18 protein-coding genes are annotated in these 21,243 nt (G+C 56.0%); 7 read left to right on the forward strand and 11 right to left on the reverse strand.

From position 1 onward, the window contains the following. Positions 1-6 precede the first annotated feature (6 nt). The gene (locus HMPREF2854_RS00325) at positions 7-807 is read right to left on the reverse strand and encodes an ABC transporter ATP-binding protein (protein WP_070617760.1); all 801 of its coding nucleotides are present in this window, start codon (positions 805-807) and stop codon (positions 7-9) included. A gap of 90 nt (positions 808-897) precedes the next feature. Then, positions 898-2,124, reverse strand: a complete 1,227-nt coding sequence (glgA, locus tag HMPREF2854_RS00330; RefSeq protein WP_070617763.1) for a glycogen synthase — start codon at positions 2,122-2,124, stop codon at positions 898-900. A gap of 108 nt (positions 2,125-2,232) precedes the next feature. On the opposite strand from glgA, the gene glgC reads away from it, so the two are divergent. Beyond that, entirely contained in the window at positions 2,233-3,471 is a 1,239-nt protein-coding gene (glgC, locus tag HMPREF2854_RS00335; RefSeq protein WP_070617497.1) for a glucose-1-phosphate adenylyltransferase, read from the forward strand. A gap of 113 nt (positions 3,472-3,584) precedes the next feature. Here glgC and HMPREF2854_RS00340 read toward each other — a convergent pair whose 3' ends face one another. Beyond that, positions 3,585-3,968 carry a DUF3040 domain-containing protein gene (locus HMPREF2854_RS00340; RefSeq protein WP_070617500.1) on the reverse strand — a complete coding sequence of 128 codons (384 nt, stop codon included), beginning with the start codon at positions 3,966-3,968 and terminating at the stop codon, positions 3,585-3,587. 104 nt (positions 3,969-4,072) lie between these two features. Then, on the reverse strand, positions 4,073-5,326 hold the full coding sequence (dinB, locus tag HMPREF2854_RS00345) for a DNA polymerase IV (RefSeq protein WP_070617503.1): 1,254 nt from the start codon (positions 5,324-5,326) through the stop codon (positions 4,073-4,075). 33 nt (positions 5,327-5,359) lie between these two features. Between dinB and HMPREF2854_RS00350 the strand changes: the two genes are divergently transcribed. Beyond that, positions 5,360-6,208: a spermidine synthase gene (locus tag HMPREF2854_RS00350; protein WP_083309289.1), complete on the forward strand. Its 849-nt coding sequence runs from the start codon at positions 5,360-5,362 to the stop codon at positions 6,206-6,208. A 67-nt stretch (positions 6,209-6,275) separates the two neighbouring features. On the opposite strand, the gene HMPREF2854_RS00355 is transcribed toward HMPREF2854_RS00350, so the two are convergent. Next, positions 6,276-7,307 (reverse strand): PAC2 family protein, encoded by a 1,032-nt coding sequence (locus tag HMPREF2854_RS00355; protein ID WP_070617506.1) that lies wholly within the window; start codon positions 7,305-7,307, stop codon positions 6,276-6,278. Between the two features lie 238 nt (positions 7,308-7,545). Between HMPREF2854_RS00355 and HMPREF2854_RS00360 the strand changes: the two genes are divergently transcribed. The 3 genes from HMPREF2854_RS00360 to HMPREF2854_RS00370 all read left to right on the forward strand — a co-directional run bounded on the left by HMPREF2854_RS00360 (position 7,546) and on the right by HMPREF2854_RS00370 (position 13,048). Next, positions 7,546-9,738, forward strand: a complete 2,193-nt coding sequence (locus HMPREF2854_RS00360; RefSeq protein WP_083309290.1) for a HelD family protein — start codon at positions 7,546-7,548, stop codon at positions 9,736-9,738. Between the two features lie 56 nt (positions 9,739-9,794). After that, positions 9,795-11,033, forward strand: coding sequence for a phosphoglycerate dehydrogenase (gene serA, locus HMPREF2854_RS00365; RefSeq protein WP_070617510.1), 1,239 nt, complete (start codon positions 9,795-9,797; stop codon positions 11,031-11,033). 125 nt (positions 11,034-11,158) lie between these two features. Then, on the forward strand, positions 11,159-13,048 hold the full coding sequence (locus HMPREF2854_RS00370) for an AMP-binding protein (protein ID WP_070617513.1): 1,890 nt from the start codon (positions 11,159-11,161) through the stop codon (positions 13,046-13,048). Positions 13,049-13,135: 87 nt separating this feature from the next. On the opposite strand, the gene nrdR is transcribed toward HMPREF2854_RS00370, so the two are convergent. Both nrdR and HMPREF2854_RS00380 read right to left on the reverse strand, forming a co-directional pair. Then, complete coding sequence (gene nrdR / locus HMPREF2854_RS00375; RefSeq protein ID WP_070617516.1) at positions 13,136-13,585, reverse strand: transcriptional regulator NrdR; 450 nt, start codon at positions 13,583-13,585, stop codon at positions 13,136-13,138. Positions 13,586-13,695: 110 nt separating this feature from the next. Beyond that, positions 13,696-14,160 (reverse strand): lytic transglycosylase, encoded by a 465-nt coding sequence (locus tag HMPREF2854_RS00380; protein WP_158237779.1) that lies wholly within the window; start codon positions 14,158-14,160, stop codon positions 13,696-13,698. Between the two features lie 172 nt (positions 14,161-14,332). On the opposite strand from HMPREF2854_RS00380, the gene lexA reads away from it, so the two are divergent. Next, positions 14,333-15,013, forward strand: coding sequence for a transcriptional repressor LexA (gene lexA, locus HMPREF2854_RS00385; RefSeq protein ID WP_070617521.1), 681 nt, complete (start codon positions 14,333-14,335; stop codon positions 15,011-15,013). An 89-nt stretch (positions 15,014-15,102) separates the two neighbouring features. On the opposite strand, the gene HMPREF2854_RS00390 is transcribed toward lexA, so the two are convergent. From HMPREF2854_RS00390 to hflX, 3 genes are all read right to left on the reverse strand, one after another. Further along, positions 15,103-16,092, reverse strand: coding sequence for an L-lactate dehydrogenase (locus HMPREF2854_RS00390; RefSeq protein ID WP_070617523.1), 990 nt, complete (start codon positions 16,090-16,092; stop codon positions 15,103-15,105). Between the two features lie 126 nt (positions 16,093-16,218). Beyond that, a complete protein-coding gene (locus tag HMPREF2854_RS00395) occupies positions 16,219-18,111 on the reverse strand; it encodes an ATP-dependent DNA helicase (protein ID WP_070617526.1) in 1,893 nt (630 codons plus the stop codon). Further along, positions 18,108-19,661, reverse strand: coding sequence for a GTPase HflX (gene hflX / locus HMPREF2854_RS00400; RefSeq protein WP_070617529.1), 1,554 nt, complete (start codon positions 19,659-19,661; stop codon positions 18,108-18,110). The genes HMPREF2854_RS00395 and hflX overlap by 4 nt, the downstream gene beginning before the upstream one ends. Positions 19,662-19,729: 68 nt before the next feature. Between hflX and HMPREF2854_RS00405 the strand changes: the two genes are divergently transcribed. Beyond that, positions 19,730-20,338 carry a class I SAM-dependent methyltransferase gene (locus tag HMPREF2854_RS00405; protein ID WP_070617532.1) on the forward strand — a complete coding sequence of 203 codons (609 nt, stop codon included), beginning with the start codon at positions 19,730-19,732 and terminating at the stop codon, positions 20,336-20,338. Here HMPREF2854_RS00405 and miaA read toward each other — a convergent pair. After that, complete coding sequence (gene miaA / locus HMPREF2854_RS00410; RefSeq protein ID WP_070617535.1) at positions 20,335-21,234, reverse strand: tRNA (adenosine(37)-N6)-dimethylallyltransferase MiaA; 900 nt, start codon at positions 21,232-21,234, stop codon at positions 20,335-20,337. The genes HMPREF2854_RS00405 and miaA overlap by 4 nt on opposite strands. Positions 21,235-21,243 lie beyond the last annotated feature (9 nt).

The raw sequence follows: 21,243 nt of genomic DNA on the forward strand, positions 1-21,243 counted from the left end.
AGCTATCTAGTAATCTGCCCTAGCACTCCACCGACCATCAGTAGAAGAGACTTTTAGCGGCAATCCGAACGCCGAGGACACAACGTCATCAACAAGGACCTCTTCAATCGGCCCAGCCGCAACAATCGAACCTGCGTTCATTAGCGCTGCGTGGGTGAAGCACCGCGGAATCTCTTCAACGTGATGGGTTACCAAGATCATGGCGGGAGCATTCTTATCTTTACCGATCTCCTCCAACGCCATCATCAGCAATTCACGAGCGCCAAGATCTAAGCCCGCCGTTGGCTCGTCAAGAATAAGAACCTCCGGATCCGCCATCAACGCACGGCAAATCAATACCCGCTGGCGCTCCCCCTCGGAAAGAGTGCTAAAGCGCCTCTCTGCCAGATAGCCCACTCCCATGATGTGAAGCAGATCCGAAGCGCGGCTCAGATCCTGTTCCTCGTACTCTTCTCGACCACGGAAAATCTTGCCGTAAAGCGCGGAAAGCAACAGGTCTATAACTGCGAGCTTGCTACCCACAAGGTGTTCTTCCCCCGAGCTCGCCATCCCCACGATCGTACGAAGATCCTTCAGATCCACGCGGCCAAGCCGGTAGTCAAGCACCTTCGCAGTGTACTCAGAATCTGGCGAAATGGAAGGGAATACCCGACCGGTAAGTAGATTCACAAGCGTCGTTTTGCCAGCGCCGTTAGGGCCTAAAATCACCCAGTTCTCACCGGCATTAACCGTCCACGTGACATCCTTCAAAATCGGATTGTTATCGCGACGCACTTCGACATTATGCAAATCTACAACGTGTTCCATGTAATAAATCTTACCTTGCAAAGGTTCTGCGCGCGGCACGAGATTGCCCGGACCGATACAGCGTTCGGTCCGGGCAAAAGGGCTTAGAAGCTAGCCCTGCAAAATCTTCTTGTACAACTCAACGGTGCGCTCACCGATGGTTGTCCAAGCAAACTGTTCCTCTGCCCGGCGCCTACCGGCCTGCCCCATTTTTGCGGCCAGCTCCGGGTTTTCCAGTAGCTTCGTTAGCCGCTCAGCCAGATCAGCGTGGAATTGCTTCGGATTGAGCGGGGTTCCCGTACCGTCCTGCTTTTGCTCTATTGGCACGAGGTATCCCGTCTCACCATCAACAATCACGTCTGGAATGCCTCCGGTAGCGGTACCCACCACGGGGAGGTTCACAGCCATGGCCTCCAGGTTCACAATGCCAAGCGGCTCATAAATCGAGGGAGTCACAAAAACTGTTGCGGCATCGAGAATCGCTACGAGTTCAGCACGCGGGAGCATATCCGTAATGAAGAATACTCGATCGCGTTCTGCCCGTAGTTCATCTACCAAACCGGTGACCTCATTCATGATTTCCGGAGTGTCAGGCGCTCCAGCGCAGAGCACAATCTGTGCATCCTTAGGAATGTCGCGTAGTGCACGAAGCAGGTGCGGAAGACCCTTCTGCCTCGTAATACGGCCCACGAATACCACGGTAGGAATTGACGGATCAATGCCCAGGCGCTCAAGCGTCTGGCGAGCCGCCTCCTTTTCTTCTTCCGTCTTCGGTTTTGCCCACTCGCCCAAATCAATGCCGTTGTGAATTACGTGCACGCGATCGGGATCAATGTTCGGGTAAGACCTCAAAATATCTGCTCGCATACCGTTCGAAACCGCAATGATGCCATCGGCAGCCTCATACGCGGTCTTTTCTGCCCAGGACGACAGGTTGTATCCACCGCCAAGTTGCTCTGCTTTCCACGGACGGAGCGGCTCAAGCGAGTGCGCTGAGATCACGTGCGGGACTTCGTGCAAGAGTTTGCCGAGGTGACCGCCAAGATTGGCATACCACGTATGCGAATGCACCAGATCAGTACCCTCCACACCGCTGGCCATTTGCAGGTCTACGCCAAACGTTCGAAGCGCGCTGTTCGCGCCCTCTAACTCAGGAAGGTAGCTGTAACCGGTAACGCCATCCTCACCACCAGGCTCGCCGGGAGTGCGCGGGCCGTCAAACGTGTGGACACGCAAATCCACCATCGGCCTTAGCACTCGAGCTAGCTCATTCACGTGCACACCAGCACCACCGTAAATATTTGGCGGATACTCGCGGGTAAGCAAATCAACGCGCATATTAACCATCCCTTAGATTTAACGAAACGAGTGAACAACATTCGCTATCCCCACAATATCGAAGCGAATGTGCTGACGAGAGCGGTTCGTCACGGATACCCTTAAGACATGGCTAAACACGTACTTGCAATTGTTCTTGCTGGCGGCGCAGGCAGCAGACTTCGCCCCCTCACCGACGACCGCGCAAAGCCGGCCGTACCTTTTGGCGGACATTTCCGCCTCATTGACTTCGCACTGTCGAATATTGTGAACTCCGGTTACTTGCGGATCGTGGTTCTAACTCAGTACAAGTCTCACTCCTTGGACCGTCACATAACCAAAACGTGGCGCATGTCCACTCTTCTTGGCAACTACGTGGCACCCGTCCCCGCCCAACAGCGACGTGGCGAGCACTGGTACCAGGGATCGGCTGACGCCATCTACCAGTCCCTCAACACCATCGAAGACGAACGCCCCGACTATGTGGTGATCGTTGGTGCGGACAACATTTACCGCATGGACTTCTCCCAGATGGTGGATCACCATATTGCGTCTGGCCTTCCGTGCACCGTTGCAGGTATTCGCCAGCCGCTCGAACTCTCTCCCTCTTTCGGCGTAATCAAATCCGAAAATGGTCGCGTAACCGAGTTCTTGGAAAAGCCTGAGACCACCGAGGGCCTACCGGATGACCCGAACAGCTTCCTGGCCTCCATGGGCAACTACGTGTTCACCACCGAAGCGCTGGTGAAAGCCTTGCGCGAGGATGCGCAGAACCCCGACTCCAACCATGATATGGGCGGTGACCTCGTCCCCTGGTTCGTGAACAACGGCGGTTGCGGCGTTTATGACTTCATCGACAATGTGGTTCCCGGATCCACTGAACGTGACTGTGACTACTGGCGAGACGTTGGTACTCTCGACGCGTTCTATGACGCGAACATGGATCTGATTTCGGTTCACCCGATATTCAACCTCTACAACCTCGAGTGGCCAACCCTGACGCAAATCCAGGGCCACCTTCCCCCGGCCAAGTTTGTGTACTCCGAGACCAGCCGCCTCGGCCATGCCCTCGACTCGTTCATTTCGCCGGGCGTAATCATCTCGGGCGGCGAGGTTGTTCACTCAATTCTCTCCCCCGGCGTATACGTACACTCTTGGGCCAGAATCCTGGACTCCGTGGTGATGGATGGATGTCGCATCGGCCGCAACGCTATCGTTTCGAAAGCGATCTTGGATAAGAACGTGATCGTCGAAGATGGAGCCGAAGTGGGCGTCGATCTGGACTATGACCGCGAGCGCGGCCTAACAGTTACAGAGTCTGGTATCACCGTGGTGCCTAAGGGCTATGTGATCAAGAAGAAGGCGTGAGCGTAAAAGTGGTGGAGAGCGAAATGCTCTCCACCACTTTTATGTCTTGATATGCGGGCCGCCTATGAGGGTCCAGCCGCTGCTATGTGGATCGTCCTATCAGATAGGACCGGCTACTTTTTGCGCTGATCCCACTTTTCTTGCTGGCGATCCATAAAATTGGATTTTGACTTCACTGCTTCGCCCGGTGATGCGCCACCTGCTTCAGTAGGAATGGCGATCATGAGTACGCCGAAAAGCATCAGGGCAAAGCCAACTACGCCAAGCAAAACGGCTAGCCACGTGGGACCAACCGAGATGCCTACCAACGGAAGGATCAATCCAACCATGGCTAAAACTATGCCCGTAGCAACTCGGCGAGGAGAATACGTTTTACGTACTCGAATAGCCTTAGGCGCTGACTGCGAAGACATGGTCGATGCGAGATCTGGATCTTGGATGCGAAGCTCGCGTTCCATTTGCTCGAGGATCTGACGTTCCTGGTCTGAAAGTGCCATTTTTCACCTCCGTGTCATCGCTAAAACGATCAGCTCTGATTGTCTAGTCCAATACTAAAGTGTGACCGCGGCATTTACTAACTGAAGTTGCGGGCAACGATTATTCACGGTTCGGTTTTAGGGCCGCCAGTATCATCTCCGCGAGGTCGTTTTTCAATCAAAGTGGCGGGGCGCAACGCATCGATTCCAAACTTCTCCTTAACCGCATCCATGGTTCGCTCCGCTGTTCTGGCCTTGCCATCATCGTCTAGTGTGACCGCGACTCCCTGCGCCCTCTCCTGCAGGTTTTCGGTACGCACTCCGATCAGGCGCACGCCTCCATTTGGCAGCCCGTAGGCGCGAAATAGGTTGCGTGCTGCCTTCGCTATGTCCATGCCTACATCTGTTGGACTCGATAAAGTTTGTGACCTCGTGGCCGTGTGGAAGTCAGCTGCGCGCACCTTGATAGCCACAGTCCACGCAACCATTTTGGCTGCGCGCAAACGCCTCGCATTGTCGTGAGATTGTTCGAGGAGAATCTGCTCTAAGATCTCAGGATCTGAAATATCTTCCCCAAAGGTGGTTTCTGTACCTATCGACTTTTCTGGGCGGTGCACGTGCACCTTGCGCGGGTCGATCCCCCACGCGAGGTCATGTAGCCGCCTCGATGAAGCTACACCGAGAAGCTTATCCAAACGCGTGAGGGAATAATTCGCAAGGTCAGCCACCGTGTCTATGCCGTTTAGGGAAAGCACCTGCTGAGTTCGCCCTCCCACACCCCACAGGGCGCCAACTGGTAGCTCGTGCAAGAAGTCAACCGTTCGATCTTGCGGAATGAGCAAAACACCATCGGGCTTAGCATGACTCGACGCAATTTTTGCAACCGACTTGATATTGGAAATACCTACGGAAGCTACCAGACCGATCTCGCCTCGAACGCGCTCGCGAATCAGCTCCGCGATCATTGTTGGTCTTCCTAACCGGCGAACCGACCCGGAGACATCAAGAAACGCCTCGTCAATACTAATCTGCTCCACAGCCGGAGTGACGGAACGCAAAATCTTCATAACCCGAGCCGAATACTGCGAATACACTTCCCTGCGGCCGGGCACCACAACCGCCCCGGGCGCCCGGCGACGCGCCTGCGCCATCGGCATTCCCGCATGCACCCCAAGAGCTCGCACATCATACGTTGCGGAGGTAACGACGCCTCGATTACCCCGACCTCCGACAATGAGTGGCTTGCCCCGCAAGGCGGGATCTTCCAATACCTCCACCAGTGCGAAAAAGGAATCCATGTCAACGTGCAAAATATTGCAACCAGTATCATCACTACCCCAGTCCCGCTTCGCAGCGGCGGAACGTGGCGCCTTCGACATGGCCCTCCCTCAAAATGTTGTAACGTCTACAGCATGGCGAAAAAACGCGGCGTCCAAAACCATGAGGCCGAAAAGCTCACTCTCAAGAATGGACTAACTTTCGAGGCTGGCGGAACCGAAGTTGAAATCGTTGTCGACCAACAACTCGCAACCGTCTACCTGGACACCTACGAATCTTCTTCTATCAACCTACTCGATCCAACACTGCTTGAGTTCGAATACATGCAGCAAATGACCGCGGCCATCGACGCATTTTTGCCCGGCCGCCCTCTCGAAGCCCTCCATCTGGGAGGCGCCGCATGCGCCCTTCCACTCGCATGGCATCACCTGCGACCCGGATCAAAACAAACCGTGGTGGAACTAAACGAGCAGCTCTCTACCGCTATGCGTGAACTTTTTGACCTTCCGCGCGCCCCGCACCTCAAAATTCGCGAGGGTGAAGCCTTCCAAGAACTTCAAACCATGCGCCCCGAACGCTTCGACGTCCTCGTGCGCGACGTTTTCACCGGCGCGCATACCCCCACGCCTTTACGCACACTAGAGTTCTATCAAAAAGCCCACGAGGTACTTCGGCCCGGCGGTCTCCTTCTTGTCAACTGCGTGCACGGGGGCGGTGGAGATGATGCGCGCAACGACCTTTCCGCAGCGCTCGCAGTTTTCAGCCACGTCTCTACCATCACCGAAGGGCGCATCTTCACCGGAGGCAGGCGTGGAAACGTAGTCATCGTTGCCTACAAACCCGCGGATCCGGACGAGGACGTCGCCTTGAAATGGAGCGAACTACAGCGCCTCATCCGCCGACTCCCCCTCACCCCGCGCTACTTCAGCAAGAAAGACAGCGCGCACTGGGCCCGCAACGCGCCAATACTAAAGTTGCGGTAGGGCCCAGCCCTACCGCAACTATCAAAATAAACATCGCGTTTCGCACGCAGGCTACAGGCCGCGAAAACTACGCTTCTTTCTCCCACGGTTTCGGGGCGCGATGCCGCGGCTTTGGAGCCGACGTATCTTCCTCTACCTGCACGGGCGCATCAATGTTCTCGGTGCGCGCCAAAAACTGTTCGATAGTGGCCGCTAATGCGTCTGCATCTACAACCTGGTCAGAATCCGTGACCGACTCGCCAGAGCCAAACACAAAGTCAGACGGCGTAGGGAGACTGCCGATCTTCTTCACCGAGTCGTCAATCTCCTCGTCATATTGCTGCTCTAGCTGACCTACCAAGCCAACTACTTCCTCGCTTTCTACTACGAGATTAGCGAGCTGGTCATTCACGACCTGGGTACTAGCTTCAATATTGCCGGTAGGCAGCGTGAGACCAAACACTGACGACATGCGTTCAAGCAAAGCCAGGGAAGCCTGCGGGTACTCCATGTTCGCCATGTAGTAAGGCACAGCTGCGAGGAACGACACGCCCTCGATCCCCTCTTGAGACAAAGAATGCTGCAAGAACGTGTTTATCGACGACCGGAACTGCATCGGTCCGCCCGCAAGCTTTGGCTGCCCTCCAACCAAATCAGCATCCGTAGACTGCAGGTGCACCATAGTTGGGCGGGTGTGTGGCACCGCCGCCGGCATGCCCGTTAGCGAAACCAAAATCTCCACCCCGGCCTCGCGCGCAAACTCTGCGACCTCACCCGCAAACGCCTGCCACTTCGTGTCAGGCTCCGGCCCGTGCAGCAGCAAAATGGGCGTTCCCTTGTCATCTTGCACAAGGTCAATGGCGATCTGGGGCACGTCGACAGCGCTAACATGCCAATTGTCTATAGTCACCGTCGGACGGGTAGAGCGGTAATCCAGCAAGCTGTCCGCATCAAACGTAGCAACGCGCGTAACCGGCAAAGACGCAAGCATCTGAGAAACCACCAGACCGCCGGCATCCCCAGCATCCGTTGAGCCAACAAGGTGGCTGAGCAAAATCGGAGCATGGAAATTCACATCCGGCTCAAAATTCAGCAACTCAAAATCCCTATTACCCAACATTGCCCTCCTTCCTTCTTGACGACCCTAGACCTAAGCCTAGCAACTGCCACCAAAAATCGTTTCCACAAACTACTAACGCGTTTCGCCCGCGAATATTCCCCGATAACTGACACACAAGTTTAGCTAAACGCGTAAATGACGAAGCCCACGCCTCAACAGAGGGAATTAAGTCGAAAATAGCTCCAAATTGAGTGATAATTATCTAACGCCCAAATCAGCACCAGGTAAGGACATCGCGTTGCAATCTGATGCCTTGAACGAGGAACTTCGCAAAGAACAAGACTTCGTAGACACCGCCTACGAAGTTCTCGACGAACTGCGCAAACGCTACCGCGAACACCAGCGCACTGCAGAAGCCTCAAAATGGCGTAACACGCCACAAGCCCTTACCGAACGCGACGCATTTGCCGCGCACTGGGGAGACGAAGCCAGCCGCCTCGAATCCATCGTAGACGGACTCGTTTTTGGACGCATCGACAACACCGATGATTCCACTCACTACATTGGACGCATCGGGCTACGTGACCAGGGCGGGGACCAAATTCTTATCGACTGGCGTGCCCCAGCCTCGCGTCCCTTCTATCAAGCCACCGGCGCTAACCCGCAGGACGTGGTACGGCGCCGTCACATCCGCACCCGTGGCCGCGCCGTGATAGGCGTTGAAGATGAACTGTTAAACACAGATTCCAAACCCGATGGCAAGCTAGTTTTTCAAGGCGAAGGCGCCCTCATGCAAGCGCTATCTGAAGCGCGAGATGGACAAATGTCCGACATTGTATCCACCATTCAGGCCGAGCAAGACGCCATCATTAGGCGAGGATCAGACGGCCTGCTCGTGATCCAAGGCGGCCCGGGCACGGGCAAAACCGCCGTCGCGCTACACCGCGCAGCGTACCTGCTCTACGCTGAGCGCGCCCGTCTAGAAAGCTCCGGCGTGCTCATCGTAGGCCCCTCCAACATTTTCTTGCGCTACATAGACCAGGTACTGCCCTCTCTTGGCGAAAATGGCGTTGTGTCCACCACTATCGGACGTCTCCTGCCCGGTTATTCCCCGCGAGCTCACGAATCCGCTCAAGCGCGCGAGATCAAGGGACGCATGGCGTGGGTGGACATCGCAAAACGCGCGGTGCGTAGCTTTGAGCGCGTCCCTAACGACACTCCGCTTAGCATTGCTTCCTACCGCGTGACCCTGCGATCCGAAACTGTTAAAGCCGCCCGCGCATCTGCCCGCCGATCAGGTAAACCCCACAACGAGGCGTGGGAGGGCTTTGCACTCGAACTGATGGATGATCTTGCCCGCCAGATGAACGAGCAGGTGGGTGCGAGCGAGCACCTCTCGTGGTATCACGACTACATTCGCGGATCCAAGGAAGCGCGCCGCGCAATCAACCTTGCCTGGCTCCCCGTCTCCGCCCTTCAAGTGTTAGAAAAGCTGTACGCGAACGAAACATTCCTTGAACAAATGGCACCGGAGCTGACCGAAAGTGAGCGAGCCACGATTCGTCGCCTTCGAGGATCAGCGCTAACCGAAAGCGACATTCCCATCCTCGACGAGCTAGAAGAATTGCTTGGAGCACTGCCGTCAGCCTCCGCGAGTGCGAACGCCCGCGAACAGGCACGCAAGCGAGAAATCGATGCGGCCGGTGAAGCCATCGCCGCCATGGGACTTGGCCACGGGATGGTGTCTGCCTCCATGCTTGCCGAACGTGCAGCCGGCGAAGGCTCCGACCTTACGCTCAGCCAACGCGCCCTACGTGACCGCACGTGGGCCTATGGCCACGTGATCGTAGACGAAGCCCAAGAGTTAAGCCCGCTAGCGTGGAACTCACTCCTGCGTCGCTGTCCTTCACGTTCTTTTACCGTGACCGGAGACCTCGACCAGCGATCCTCCGCAGGCCGCGCAAAGTCTTGGAGCGACGTCCTTGGCCCCGCCATGCGTGCATACCAGGGCGAAGAGATCCTCACGGTGTCTTACCGCACTCCGGCCGCAATCCTCGACCGCGCCAATGCGTTAATGGATGAGCTTGGCACGCCTGCGCACTATCCCCTCGTGGCTGCAAGAGACGTGGTTGACGCGTACGCGAAAACAACGACCGGAGGTAGCGTCCAAGAACTCCAAGCCGTTGTCAAGGCCGAGGACGCGATGCTTAGCAAACGGGTAGGCGCAGGAAACGGTCGGATTGCAGTCATTGCCTCCCCTACCAGTATTCGCCATCTGCGCGAAGCCTGTGGATGGGGCTCGAGCCTGGATGAGCGCATCTGCCTAATCACCCCGGTTGAGTCCAAAGGCCTGGAGTTCGACACCGTGATCCTGTGGGAACCAAACGAGATCATCGCTGATTCCCCCGGAGACATCTATGTGGCCCTCACGCGCCCAACCTACCGGTTGCACGCAGTCTCATCCTCGCCACTTCCAAATGCACTTGTATAACGTCCATCTTTCGGCACTTTCTGTCAACCGGTTTCTTAAAGTGTCAAGATAGGAACATGAGACGCGCACTTCTACTTGAAAACCCCCATGCGGTGGCCAAAGAAATTCTTGCGGCCCACGACATTGAAGCTGTTTTCCACACCGGAGCCATGGATGAGGACGAACTCGCATCCGCACTCAAAGACTTCGAAATCCTGGGCATCCGTTCCAAAACCAACGTCACTGAAAAGGTGCTGAAAGCAAACCCGCAGCTGTGCACAATCGGCGCATTTTGCATCGGCACTAACCAAATAGATGTCAAGCAAGCGTCTGCACAGGGCGTCACCATTTTCAACGCGCCCTATTCAAACACGCGGTCGGTAGTTGAACTAGCCATCGCGGAAATCATTGCCCTCACGCGCCGACTAACCGTTCGCAACTCTCTGCTTCACAAGGGAGTTTGGGATAAGTCAGCCACGGGATCCCACGAGATTCGCGGCCGCACGCTCGGCATTATTGGCTACGGAAACATCGGCACGCAGCTTTCGGTACTTGCTGAGGCTCTGGGCATGAAAGTCATTTTCTACGACATCGCAGAAAGGCTTGCCCTTGGCAACGCCCAACCTATGGCCACTATGGAAGCGGTGCTTCGCGAAGCCGATATCGTCTCGCTGCACGTGGATGGTTCGCCGCAAAACACCGCTATGTTTGGCAAACGCGAATTCGACATGATGAAGCCAGGATCCCTGTTCATCAACCTGTCGCGCGGTTTCGTATCCGATATTGACGACCTTGTAGAGGCCCTGGAAAGCGGCCATCTTGCCGGAGCCGCAGTGGACGTATTCCCGGCTGAGCCCAAAAAGAACGGTGACCCGTTCTCAAGCCCGCTTGTAGGCATGGATAACGTTATCCTCACGCCGCACGTGGGCGGATCTACAGAAGAGGCACAGCTAGACATTGGCCGCTTTGTTGCCAACAAGATCGTGGACTACGTGAGGTCTGCATCCACCGACATGTCGGTAAACATGCCGAACCTCGTCCTGTCTCCATCGCAGTCCTCCCGCTACCGTGTTGCACTCATTCACCGAAACACGCCGGGCGTGCTTGCCCTGGTGAACCAAACATTTGCCGAGCACGGAGCGAACATCAACGGTCAGATTCTCGGCACCAACGCTGGCATCGGCTACGCGATTACCGACATTTCCTCCGAACTTCCAATCGAAGCTGTTCGATCTATCGACGAAATGGACGACACAATCCGCATGCGGGTGTTGCGGAGGCCAACGCAAGATGTAGCACCTGCGGCAAACGCATAGAAGACAAACCAGCGGGGCAGGATTATTCTCCCGCCCCGCTGTTCTTTTGCTCGTTTCATCTCAAGCTCAACCCAAAGTTACGGTAACGTAAGTAGAGACAGTGCTGGCAAGGAAGTTGAGCAATAATGAATCTGACTGAACAGCTACGTAAACGGTACCCGGCAGGCGTCGCCTACACCGTACCCGAAGCGACCCAAACTTTGCCCGAGGTATTGTTTGCCACGGCCGAGCGATACCCGAACCGGATTGCCCTCGACTTCCTCGGTGCCACAATGACCTATGCTCAATTGGCTCGTAAAGTGCGCCAGGCCGCACGGGTATTCACCCGTAGCGGCGTGAGGCGCAACGACCGTGTAGGCATCACCCTTCCAAACTGCCCGCAGCATGTCATAGCAGTATTTGGCGCCCTCACCATTGGCGCGATCGTTGTGGAGACCAACCCACTTGCCCCCAAAGCGGAGCTATCTCGCCAACTTCGCGACGCCGGATGCGACGTGTTGGTGATTTGGGAGAACTCTCTCAAGTCCATCGACATAGAAAGTGTTGCTCCCCACCACGTATTCACCGTCAACCTAACCAAAGCACTACCTTTTGGGCCGCGCATGCTAATCAACATGCCGATCGCCGCCGCCAAGCGTAAGAGAGCACAAATGAGCGCTAAGACCCCAAGCTGGACCAAAGATTTCGACGCTACTGTTAACAATGTCGTTCCGCTCCGTTCAGCTCCTGCAGCTCAGATCGACGACGTCGCTGTCCTCATGCACACCGGAGGCACAACGGGCGTACCGAAAGCCTCAATGCTCACGGAGCGCTCGATCGTTTCCAACATGATGCAATCACGAGCATGGGTCACCCCTCTGCACGACGGCTCCGAAGTTTTCTACGTTATTCTCCCCCTATTCCACGCCTACGGATTCACCATTGCGATGTGCTCGGGAATACTACTCGGCGCGACCCTTGCACTCTTCCCCAAATTTGACGTGGATATGGTTTTAGACGCCCAAAAGCGCCTTCCTTGTACGTTCTTCGTTGGCGTTGCACCCATGTTTTCAAGGCTTCTTGCCAAAGCAGAACAAACTAATGCTGACCTAACCTCCATCCAATTCACGCTCTCTGGAGCCATGCCCTTATCGAAGGAACTTGCAGCGCAGTGGGAGCAGGCCACCGGTGGCTACATGATTGAAGGCTACGGTATGACCGAATCATCACCCGTAGCCGTAGGCTCCCCACTCTCTTCAGCGCGCCGTCCCGGCACGCTCGGCCTGCCTTTCCCCTCGACGCAGGTGCGAATCGCGGACCAAGACAATCTCGACGTCGACGTTGCTGAAGGCGAAATTGGCGAGCTGCTCATCCGCGGACCGCAAGTGTTCAAAGGCTATTGGAACAACCCAGAAGAAACCGAAACTGCTTTCCATAACGGTTGGCTACGCACCGGGGACCTGGTCCGCGTTGAAGACGGCTTCATTGTCATGTCCGATCGCAAAAAAGAACTCATTATTTCCGGCGGCTTCAACGTATTCCCATCCCAAGTAGAAGATGCGGTGCGGGGAATGCCAGGCGTTGATGACGTTGCCGTTGTGGGATTGCCAGAAGCTCAACGCGGCGAGGAAGTAGTTGCCGCGCTCATTCTTGAAGCCGGCGCCACCGTCACGCTCGACGACGTGCGCAAATGGGCAGAAAAATCACTAGCGCACTACGCGCTCCCCCGTCGCATCGTAGTAATGAGCGAGCTACCCCGCTCGCAAATCGGCAAGGTCATGCGTCGCAAAGTTCGCGAATACCTTGAAGAAGCAGGCGAAAAACTCGACTTTCCCAGCCAGGATCTAGTTGGACAACTACGGGAGGGCGCCGCCGTTGCCTCAACGGAGCTGAAGGCCCTCTCAGAACGTTTGGAGTCCCAAACTAAAGAAGCCGCGGATCGCCTGCGTGAACGCGTTGAGAACCTGACTTCTCCATCCACCGATGAGCCTAAAGCAAAAACAGAGGGCGAAACCAAGGAAACTAAGCGAGACTAATACAGTTGTTGCTGGCGGCCTAGGACTCCAGCAACATGAAGAAGCAGCAAGTATCAGATCCGTTTACCTAAGATGACGGCGTAATCCCTACTTACCCTCAGCGCGAAGAGAATCAATAGCTTCCTGGAAGTCATCTAGGGACTGATACCCCGAGTAAACCGACGCGAAACGCAGGTAGGCAACAACATCGAGCTCCCGTAAGAACGGCAGGATTGCTTTGCCAACCTCCGATGCTTTAACCGTGGCTCGACCCGATTCGCGAAGCTGCTCCTCAACCCTTTGCGCAAGAAGAGCAAGTGCGTCACTATCTACCGGGCGCCCCTGGCAAGCCTTACGAACCCCAACGATAACCTTCTCTCTAGAAAAAGGCTCAACTACGCCAGACCGCTTTTCCACCAGAAAGCTGGATGTTTCAAGAGTTGAGAATCTGTGTTTACACTGCTGGCATTCCCGGCGCCTACGGATCGAAGCACCGTCCTCTGAGACGCGAGTATCAACCACTCGAGTGTCGTCATGGTGACACAGCGGGCAGTGCATAGGCGTGTTCCTATCAGCTAGACCAGTAGAACTACTTGCCCCTGATCATATAACACGCAAGTGTAAACGCTCAGCCGCTCATCTTTGGAGACGCACCACCCCGCGCGCCATCATTTGGTTGGTACGGTTAGCATCTGCCCTGGAACTACCACATTTGTCTCAAGACCGTTCAACATGCGAATGTCGGTGACCACATCTTCAACTGAGCGATCGGAAATGCCCAGCCCGCCCGCAATAGACCAAAGCGAATCACCCTGCTGAACCGCAGCGACCCGAGTGTCTGCAGGATCAACCGACGGTTGAAACAGGACCCCAACACCCGCACCTATTCCTGCGAGCAACGTAGCTACAGCAAAATACGCTGCTGCCTTAATGACACCCACCGAACGAGTGTCCGCTAGACCCGTGGCGCTTGCCTTGGGGGATCGCATTGCCCCGGGCCTAGCGGAAGATTCAACACCACTATCAAAAGACTGGACAGATTCTTGAGGAAGATCTGGCACAACGTATAGGTGAGGCCGCTTTGGGGCCTCAGTACCGAGAATCGGCTCGGGCTGGATCTGCAATGCGCTCATGTCACTAACCTTCCATTCGAACATCTGTTCGTCGAACACTTGTACGATACCGCAAAACAAGAGCGGTGTCGAGACGCGCTCGAACATATGTTTCAAAATCGTTATTTTTTGTTTAAACTGTCTACAAGTATTCGAACAGGCGGCACGGACATTTATTTTGAACAGGAGAACCATGACTAGCGAGAACACCCGCAAATCAAGGGCTATTACGGATCGTCAGCGTCAGGTTCTTGAGGTGCTAAAAGAGTCCATAGCTACGCGAGGCTACCCGCCTTCGGTACGCGAAATTGCTGAACTGGTTGGCCTATCGGCCCCCTCATCTGCAAAGCACCAGCTAGACGCACTTGAAAAGCTCGGATTCATTCGCCGCACCCCCGGACTGCCTCGTGCGATCGAAATCATCACCGACGAAGACGACGATGCTACGCCAACGAATGCGGACACCTTGTTCATCCCGATTTCCGAATCAACCGATGGCGACACTACAACCGCTCCCCTGGTTGGACGCATCGCAGCAGGCGCCCCAATCACCGCCGAACAGAGCGTGGACGACATCTTCACTCTGCCGGAACGACTAACCGGACGCGGTGAACTTTTTGCCCTTGAGGTATCCGGCGACTCGATGGTAGAGGCCGCTATTTGTGACGGCGACTTCGTGGTGGTGCGCAGGCAGCCTTCGGCGGAAGATGGCGAAATCGTTGCGGCGATGATCGACGGTGAGGCCACCGTTAAAGTGCTGTCTCACGACAAATCTAATGTTTGGCTGCTACCTCGAAATAAAGACTTTGATCCGATCCCGGGCAACGGTGCCACAATCCTGGGCAAGGTAGTAACAGTCATTCGCGCCATCTAGCGAACAAGTACGGACTACGAAAAGTGGGCGGATCATTTAGATCCGCCCACTTTCATTCGTTATCGCCGCACATGCAACGCAACATCAAGCTAGAGTCCCAAGCTCTTGGCTACCGAACGAAGCTGCTCTGCAGACGCCGTCAGCCCGTCACGCTCCCGAAGTGTTAGCGGCGGCTCAAGCACGCGGCCAGCACCATTGCGATCAACCAGCGTTGGGGCGGCCATCACAACATCAGAGATACCGTGCCAATCCTCAAGTAGTGAACAGATCGTCAAAACCCGGTTCTCATCACGCAAGAACGCAGTAGCAATATTCGAAGCAGCAAGACCAATCGCGTAGTTCGTTGCGCCCTTACCCTCGATAATGCGGTACGCGGAGTTAACGACCTCATGGGCGATCTCATCGCGCAGATCAGCATCAAACAGGCTACCGTCCACGGTTGGCCCCCAATGACGAAGAGGTACGTTGCCGATCTCTGCAGAGGACCACAGAGCGACCTCAGAATCGCCATGCTCACCAGCAACATAAGCGTGGATATTCTTAATGGCCACGCCCGTGCGCCTAGACACCAAGTAGCGAAGCCTGGAAGTATCAAGCACTGTCCCCGAACCGAACACACGATTGCGCGGCAGACCAGAAATCTTCAAAGCCGCGTAAGTCACGATATCCACCGGGTTGGTGATGTACATGTGGTACGCATCCGGGGCGGCCTCAAGGATTTGCGGAACGATTGTGTGCATGAGGTTAACCGTGGACTCAGCCAAATCAATCCTGGTCTGGCCCGGCTTCTGTTTTGCCCCGGCAGTTACGATGACGAGGTCAGAGCCGTGAATGATCTCAATATCATTCGAGCCCTCAACCGATCCGGCAGGCGTGAACTGAATACCATGCGCAATGTCCAGCGCCTCGGCTTCCGCCCTCGCCTTATCAATGTCATACAGGACGATATCGCGCGCATCGCCACGCATCGCACAAGCGTACGCAACCGCGGTGCCCACCGCGCCGGCACCAATAATCGCGATCTTCGAAGGACGCCCGCCACCTGAAGTGGGGTAAAGGGATTCAACCGCTGCGTTCAAGGTAGTACCTTCCTTTAAAGCTCTTCTTAGCCAATATTCAAACACAGTTAATTCAAACCTGATAGAAGAACCAATAAGAGTGAGCCTAACGGCACACAAGTTCTCACCCTTTATTGGGCGTAAAACCTATTGGCATGTTCGAAGATTCTCTAAACTCTTTCGCGCTATCTCCCCATCGCGGGTAGGCCACATCTGCGGCAAGGATCGCATCAGATAGCTGCCATACGAGCGCGTTGCAATACGCGAATCGAGGATTGCCACCATTCCCCTATCATCAGCAGAACGCAACAGCCGGCCGGCGCCCTGGCTAAGCAACAGTGCCGCATGGTTCAACGAAACCTCGCGAAACGCATTTCGACCCGCCTTCGCCACATGTGCAGTTCTTGCCTGAACAACCGGATCTGAAGGAACCGGGAAGGGAATCCGATCAATCGTGACGAGCCTGCAAGCACGTCCCCGAACATCAATGCCCTGCCACAGCGATAGCGTGCCTACCAAACAAGAATCAACATCGTGCGAGAACTTCTGCAAGAGAGTGCCCAGCTGGTCCTCACCCTGCAAAAACACCTCCTGGTCGATTTGTTCGCGTAGCACGCGCGCACCCTCAATCGCGGCCCCGCGCGACGAGAACAGGGCGAGCGCCCCTCCCCCGGACGCCTTTACCAGATCCACCAGCTCGTCCAAAACCTCACTATTCACTCCACCTCGCGAAGGCGGTGGCAAGTGCGCGGCAACATACAAGATTCCCTGGTTCGCTGGATCGAAAGGACTTCCAACGTTTTCGCTACGCAGATCCCCGCCCGCAAATGCCGCGCCCGTCTCATACGCAATGCCGTCGAAAGATCCTCCCAGCTCCAACGTAGCCGAAGTGAGAATCGCGGGTTTCTCACTAAGCAACCGACTTGCGATTGGACCGGCTACGTCCAAGGGCGCACAGTTCAAGAACGTGCGCGCGTCATCATTTCTCGAAATCCATGTAATAACCGCCTGCGGATCCATGTCCCAACGGTCCATAAACTGCGACAAGTCATTCAGTGCGGCCAGCGCCAGCTTGCGTTCAGCTCCCGTAACCGTTGACTGTTCTAAATCCGACAGTGCGCCGCGAATCCCCGAGTCCAACACCCGCATAGTCTCAAGCAACTGCTCTGGACGAGCACGAATCAGCCCCTCGTCAAGGCCATCCAGTACTGCCTCGAGACTGTGCGCGGCCTCTTCCAACCGTCCCGTATCAATCTGGGCGTACCGCGCTGCTCTACGAGCTCGATAATTCACCATAGCGCCCGACAATGAAAGAGTTGCCTGCCCCCTAATAATGCGCGCGAGGTCGTGGGCCTCATCAATGATTAGCGCATCAAACTCGCCGCACACCAGGTTCTCCGTGGCCGCGTGAATGCCCAGCATCGAGTGGTTTGTTACCACGACGTGCGCTTCTTCAGCCTGCGCGCGAGCACGCGCCGCGAAGCACTCCTCGCGCATCGGACAGGTTTGTCCCAAGCATTCGAGGGTATCCACAGAAACCTGCTGCCACGCCCTATCAGACACGCCCGGAACAAGGTCGTCACGGTCACCCGTTTCGGTCTCTTCCGCCCACGCGCGCAACCGCACCACCTCGGCCCCGGTATCAGAAGCCACGTCAGCCTCGTCAAACAACCCTTCATCGGGGTAACCGCCCTGCGCCTTTTGTAAGCACAGGTAGTTGCGCCACCCCTTCAGCACCGCAACGCGAACCTCACCGTCCAACTGACCATTTACCTGCGGAGCATCTTTTGTAAGAATCTGGCGTTGAAGCGCAAGAGTTGCCGTGGATACCAGGATGTGCTCATCATTCTCCCGCCCACGCCGCATTGCGGGAACCAGGTAGCCCAACGATTTACCCGTTCCCGTGCCCGCCTGGATTAGCAAAGTTGCATCATCTTGCAGGGCATCTGCGACGGCTTCGACCATGGTTCTTTGCCCCTCGCGAACGTCGCCGCCAAACGATTCGATGACGCGAGACAGGAGCTCAATATCTTGTTTCACGACACATCAACAAGAGAAAGCTCATACGCAAGATCCGCATCTACGCGTCCAACCAGATGAGTGCCGCCAGGTAGATACTCCTCTTTTTCGATCTCGCCCATCTCATGGAAACGATTCACGAGGTCACCATCGGCATATGGCACAACCACGTCCACGTATTTGCTTGGGCGCGGCAAGGTGGCAGAAATGAGTTGTTCAAGCTCCGTAATGCCAGCGCCAGTTTTGGCGGAGACTGCAACGGAGTTTGCAAACTTTGAACGCAAAACTGCAACCTGTTCCGGGCTTGCAAGATCCGCCTTATTCAAGGCTAAAACCTGCGGGATGTCACTAGCTCCCTCGATCTGGCTAAGGACTTCCATAACGGTATGAACCTGACCAATCGGATCGGGGTGCGCCGCATCCACCACGTGCAATATCACGTCCGCCTCAGCGACCTCCTCAAGCGTTGACCGAAACGCCTCAACCAACTGGGTGGGAAGATTACGCACAAAACCAACCGTGTCCACTAGCGTATAAACGCGATTATCCGGGGTGATCGCTTGCCGCACGGTTGGATCCAAAGTGGCAAACAGGGCATCTTGGACCATCACGTCAGCGCCCGTAATGCGATTTAGCAGCGTCGACTTGCCGGCATTCGTGTAGCCCACGATCGCAACCGAAGGAACCCCGCCTGCGCGGCGCGAATGGCGCTGAGTCTCACGAGATGGCTTCATCTCTTTGATCTCGCGACGCAGCTTTGCCATGCGCGTGCGAATACGACGCCTATCGAGCTCGATCTTCGTCTCACCCGGACCGCGCGAGCCAATTCCCTCACCGCCGGCAACGCGTCCACCAGCCTGGCGAGACATCGACTCGCCCCAACCGCGCAAACGCGGAAGCAAATACTCCAGCTGAGCGAGCTCAACCTGGGCCTTACCCTCCCGGGACTTGGCGTGCTGGGCAAAGATATCGAGAATCAACGCCGTGCGGTCAACCACCTTGACCTTCACCACATCTTCCAGAGCGCGGCGTTGAGACGGGGCAAGTTCGCCGTCAACAATCACCGTATCTGCACCCACCGACTCCACTATCCGAGCCAACTCTTTAGCCTTACCAGAGCCCAAATAGGTTGCCGGATCCGGAGTTGCCCTGCGCTGAAGCACGCCATCAAGCACCGTCGATCCCGCTGTTTGCGCAAGTGCAGCAAGCTCATGCAAAGAGTTTTCCGCCTCACCCGCATCAAAATCAAAAATACCTATTAGTACCACACGCTCCAGACGCAACTGGCGGTACTCAACCTCAGAAACGTCCTCAAGTTCCGTGGACAAAGACGCCACCCTACGCGTGCCTGCCCTCGCCTCACGCTCTAAGGAGCCAGCACTGCTTTCTGCCTGGCCCCGCGTGGATTGCAGCGATGTTGCCCGCTCCGCGAGACTCGTGCCCTCAACCCGTTGTATCTCCGGACGCCGCTTACTGCGCGCCAGCACCCTCGCCACAATGTCTTCGGCGCGCTGCACATCCAGATCTTGATCGCGTTCTTTCACATGTTCTCCCGTTAGCCTCACCGCCATTTTCCCATTACGCCCGCCAATATGCTACGCAGTTTCCACAAGGCACCCCCGTCCCTTACGCTATAAGCGTGACTAAGCATTATTTTTCGAACAGCCCCGAAGCAACCGTCGATGAGTTGCGCCCCTTGACCCTGGACGTGCGCGGCATACACCTTGACATGGTCCTCTCAGATGCGGTGTTCTCTTCACACAAGCTGGACCTGGGCACCAAAGCGCTACTGCTCGAAGCTCCAGAGCCGCCCGAAACCGGCACTTTCCTTGACCTTGGATGCGGGTGGGGACCCATTGGCGTAACGCTTGGAAAGCTTAGTCCAAAGGCCACCATCTGGGCCGTAGACATTAACCAACGGGCCCTTGACCTCACCCGTAAGAACGCGGGGCGCAACCACGTCAAGATACATACCGAGCTCGCTGATAAAGCGTTTGAGAAAGCAACCAGTGACGGCATTAAGTTTGACCTCATCTGGTCAAACCCGCCCATCAGGATTGGCAAGCCCGCGCTTCAAGAAATGCTCACCAAATGGCTTGGCCTGCTGTCCGATGAGGGCGAGGCCTGGCTGGTAGTGGCACGCAACTTGGGCGCCGACTCACTTATCAAGTGGCTTAGCGAGCAGGGTTGGCAAGCCGAGAAGGCTCACTCGAAAAAGGGCTACCGCATCATTCGCGTATGCCGCTAACCCTCCTGCGCTACATCCAGCACCTGCTCAAGGAGCTCACCAGAACTACCCTCGATCCATTGAATCCGCTCATCCCTGCGGAACCATTTCATTTGTTTTCGCACCAACTGGCGGGTTGAGAGCTCAATTGCCTCGCGCGCCTCATCCAGCGTTATCTCGCCGGCCAGGTGGCGCATAATCGGCTGGTACCCGGTTGCCTTCACCGCGGTTGGCGTATTCGCAAGGCCTTGACGCATTAGTTCTTCGACCTCGCTCACGAAACCAGCCTCGAGCATCTCTTCTGTTCTTGTGGCGATACGCGCGTCGAGTTCCTCCAGACTCCTACGCACTCCCAACAAAATCGAAGGGCGCACAAACTCACGCTTGGGCATGGTTGCGGAGAACGGCCTACCGGTCAGTTCAATTACCTCTAACGCGCGCACTGTACGGCGCTGATCGTTCGGGTGGATCGATTCGGTTGCCTTCGGGTCAAGTTCGCGCAGCTTGCGGTATAGCGCCGCCTGCCCGTGCTCCTCCAGGCTCTCCTCCACTCGTGCGCGCACCACGGGGTCCGTTCCTGGAAATTTCATCTTGTCAAAAAGGGCGTGGATGTAGAGCGCGGAACCACCCACTGCGATTGCCCTATTACCTCGCTGTTCGATCGCGTGCACGTCCTCACGCGCGCAGACCTGATATTGCGCCACCGAGGCTTCCTGGTGAATGTCTAGCACATCGATCTGGTGATGCGGGATCTCGGCCCGCTCCACAGTTGAAGGCTTCGCGGTGCCAATATCCATGCCTTTGTAGAGCGAAAATGCATCCATTGACACGATCTCCGCTCTTCCCAGCTCGCGAGCAAGGTCCAGCGCCAAACCAGATTTGCCCGACGCCGTAGCGCCCACAATTCCTATCAGCACAGCCTCGCC

Source organism: Actinomyces sp. HMSC075B09, assembly GCF_001812395.1.
GTDB lineage: Bacteria > Actinomycetota > Actinomycetes > Actinomycetales > Actinomycetaceae > Gleimia > Gleimia europaea.

What these genes read in the sequence shown, in the direction of transcription:
- serA (WP_070617510.1), top strand. Translation starts at nt 9,795, where the DNA reads ATGAGACGCGCACTTCTACTTGAAAACCCCCATGCGGTGGCCAAAGAA.
- hflX (WP_070617529.1), bottom strand. Translation starts at nt 19,661, where the DNA reads ATGGCGGTGAGGCTAACGGGAGAACATGTGAAAGAACGCGATCAAGAT.
- HMPREF2854_RS00325 (WP_070617760.1), bottom strand. Translation starts at nt 807, where the DNA reads ATGGAACACGTTGTAGATTTGCATAATGTCGAAGTGCGTCGCGATAAC.
- HMPREF2854_RS00350 (WP_083309289.1), top strand. Translation starts at nt 5,360, where the DNA reads ATGGCGAAAAAACGCGGCGTCCAAAACCATGAGGCCGAAAAGCTCACT.
- glgC (WP_070617497.1), top strand. Translation starts at nt 2,233, where the DNA reads ATGGCTAAACACGTACTTGCAATTGTTCTTGCTGGCGGCGCAGGCAGC.
- HMPREF2854_RS00340 (WP_070617500.1), bottom strand. Translation starts at nt 3,968, where the DNA reads ATGGCACTTTCAGACCAGGAACGTCAGATCCTCGAGCAAATGGAACGC.
- lexA (WP_070617521.1), top strand. Translation starts at nt 14,333, where the DNA reads ATGACTAGCGAGAACACCCGCAAATCAAGGGCTATTACGGATCGTCAG.
- dinB (WP_070617503.1), bottom strand. Translation starts at nt 5,326, where the DNA reads ATGTCGAAGGCGCCACGTTCCGCCGCTGCGAAGCGGGACTGGGGTAGT.
- HMPREF2854_RS00355 (WP_070617506.1), bottom strand. Translation starts at nt 7,307, where the DNA reads ATGTTGGGTAATAGGGATTTTGAGTTGCTGAATTTTGAGCCGGATGTG.
- HMPREF2854_RS00380 (WP_158237779.1), bottom strand. Translation starts at nt 14,160, where the DNA reads ATGAGCGCATTGCAGATCCAGCCCGAGCCGATTCTCGGTACTGAGGCC.
- glgA (WP_070617763.1), bottom strand. Translation starts at nt 2,124, where the DNA reads ATGCGCGTTGATTTGCTTACCCGCGAGTATCCGCCAAATATTTACGGT.
- HMPREF2854_RS00370 (WP_070617513.1), top strand. Translation starts at nt 11,159, where the DNA reads ATGAATCTGACTGAACAGCTACGTAAACGGTACCCGGCAGGCGTCGCC.
- nrdR (WP_070617516.1), bottom strand. Translation starts at nt 13,585, where the DNA reads ATGCACTGCCCGCTGTGTCACCATGACGACACTCGAGTGGTTGATACT.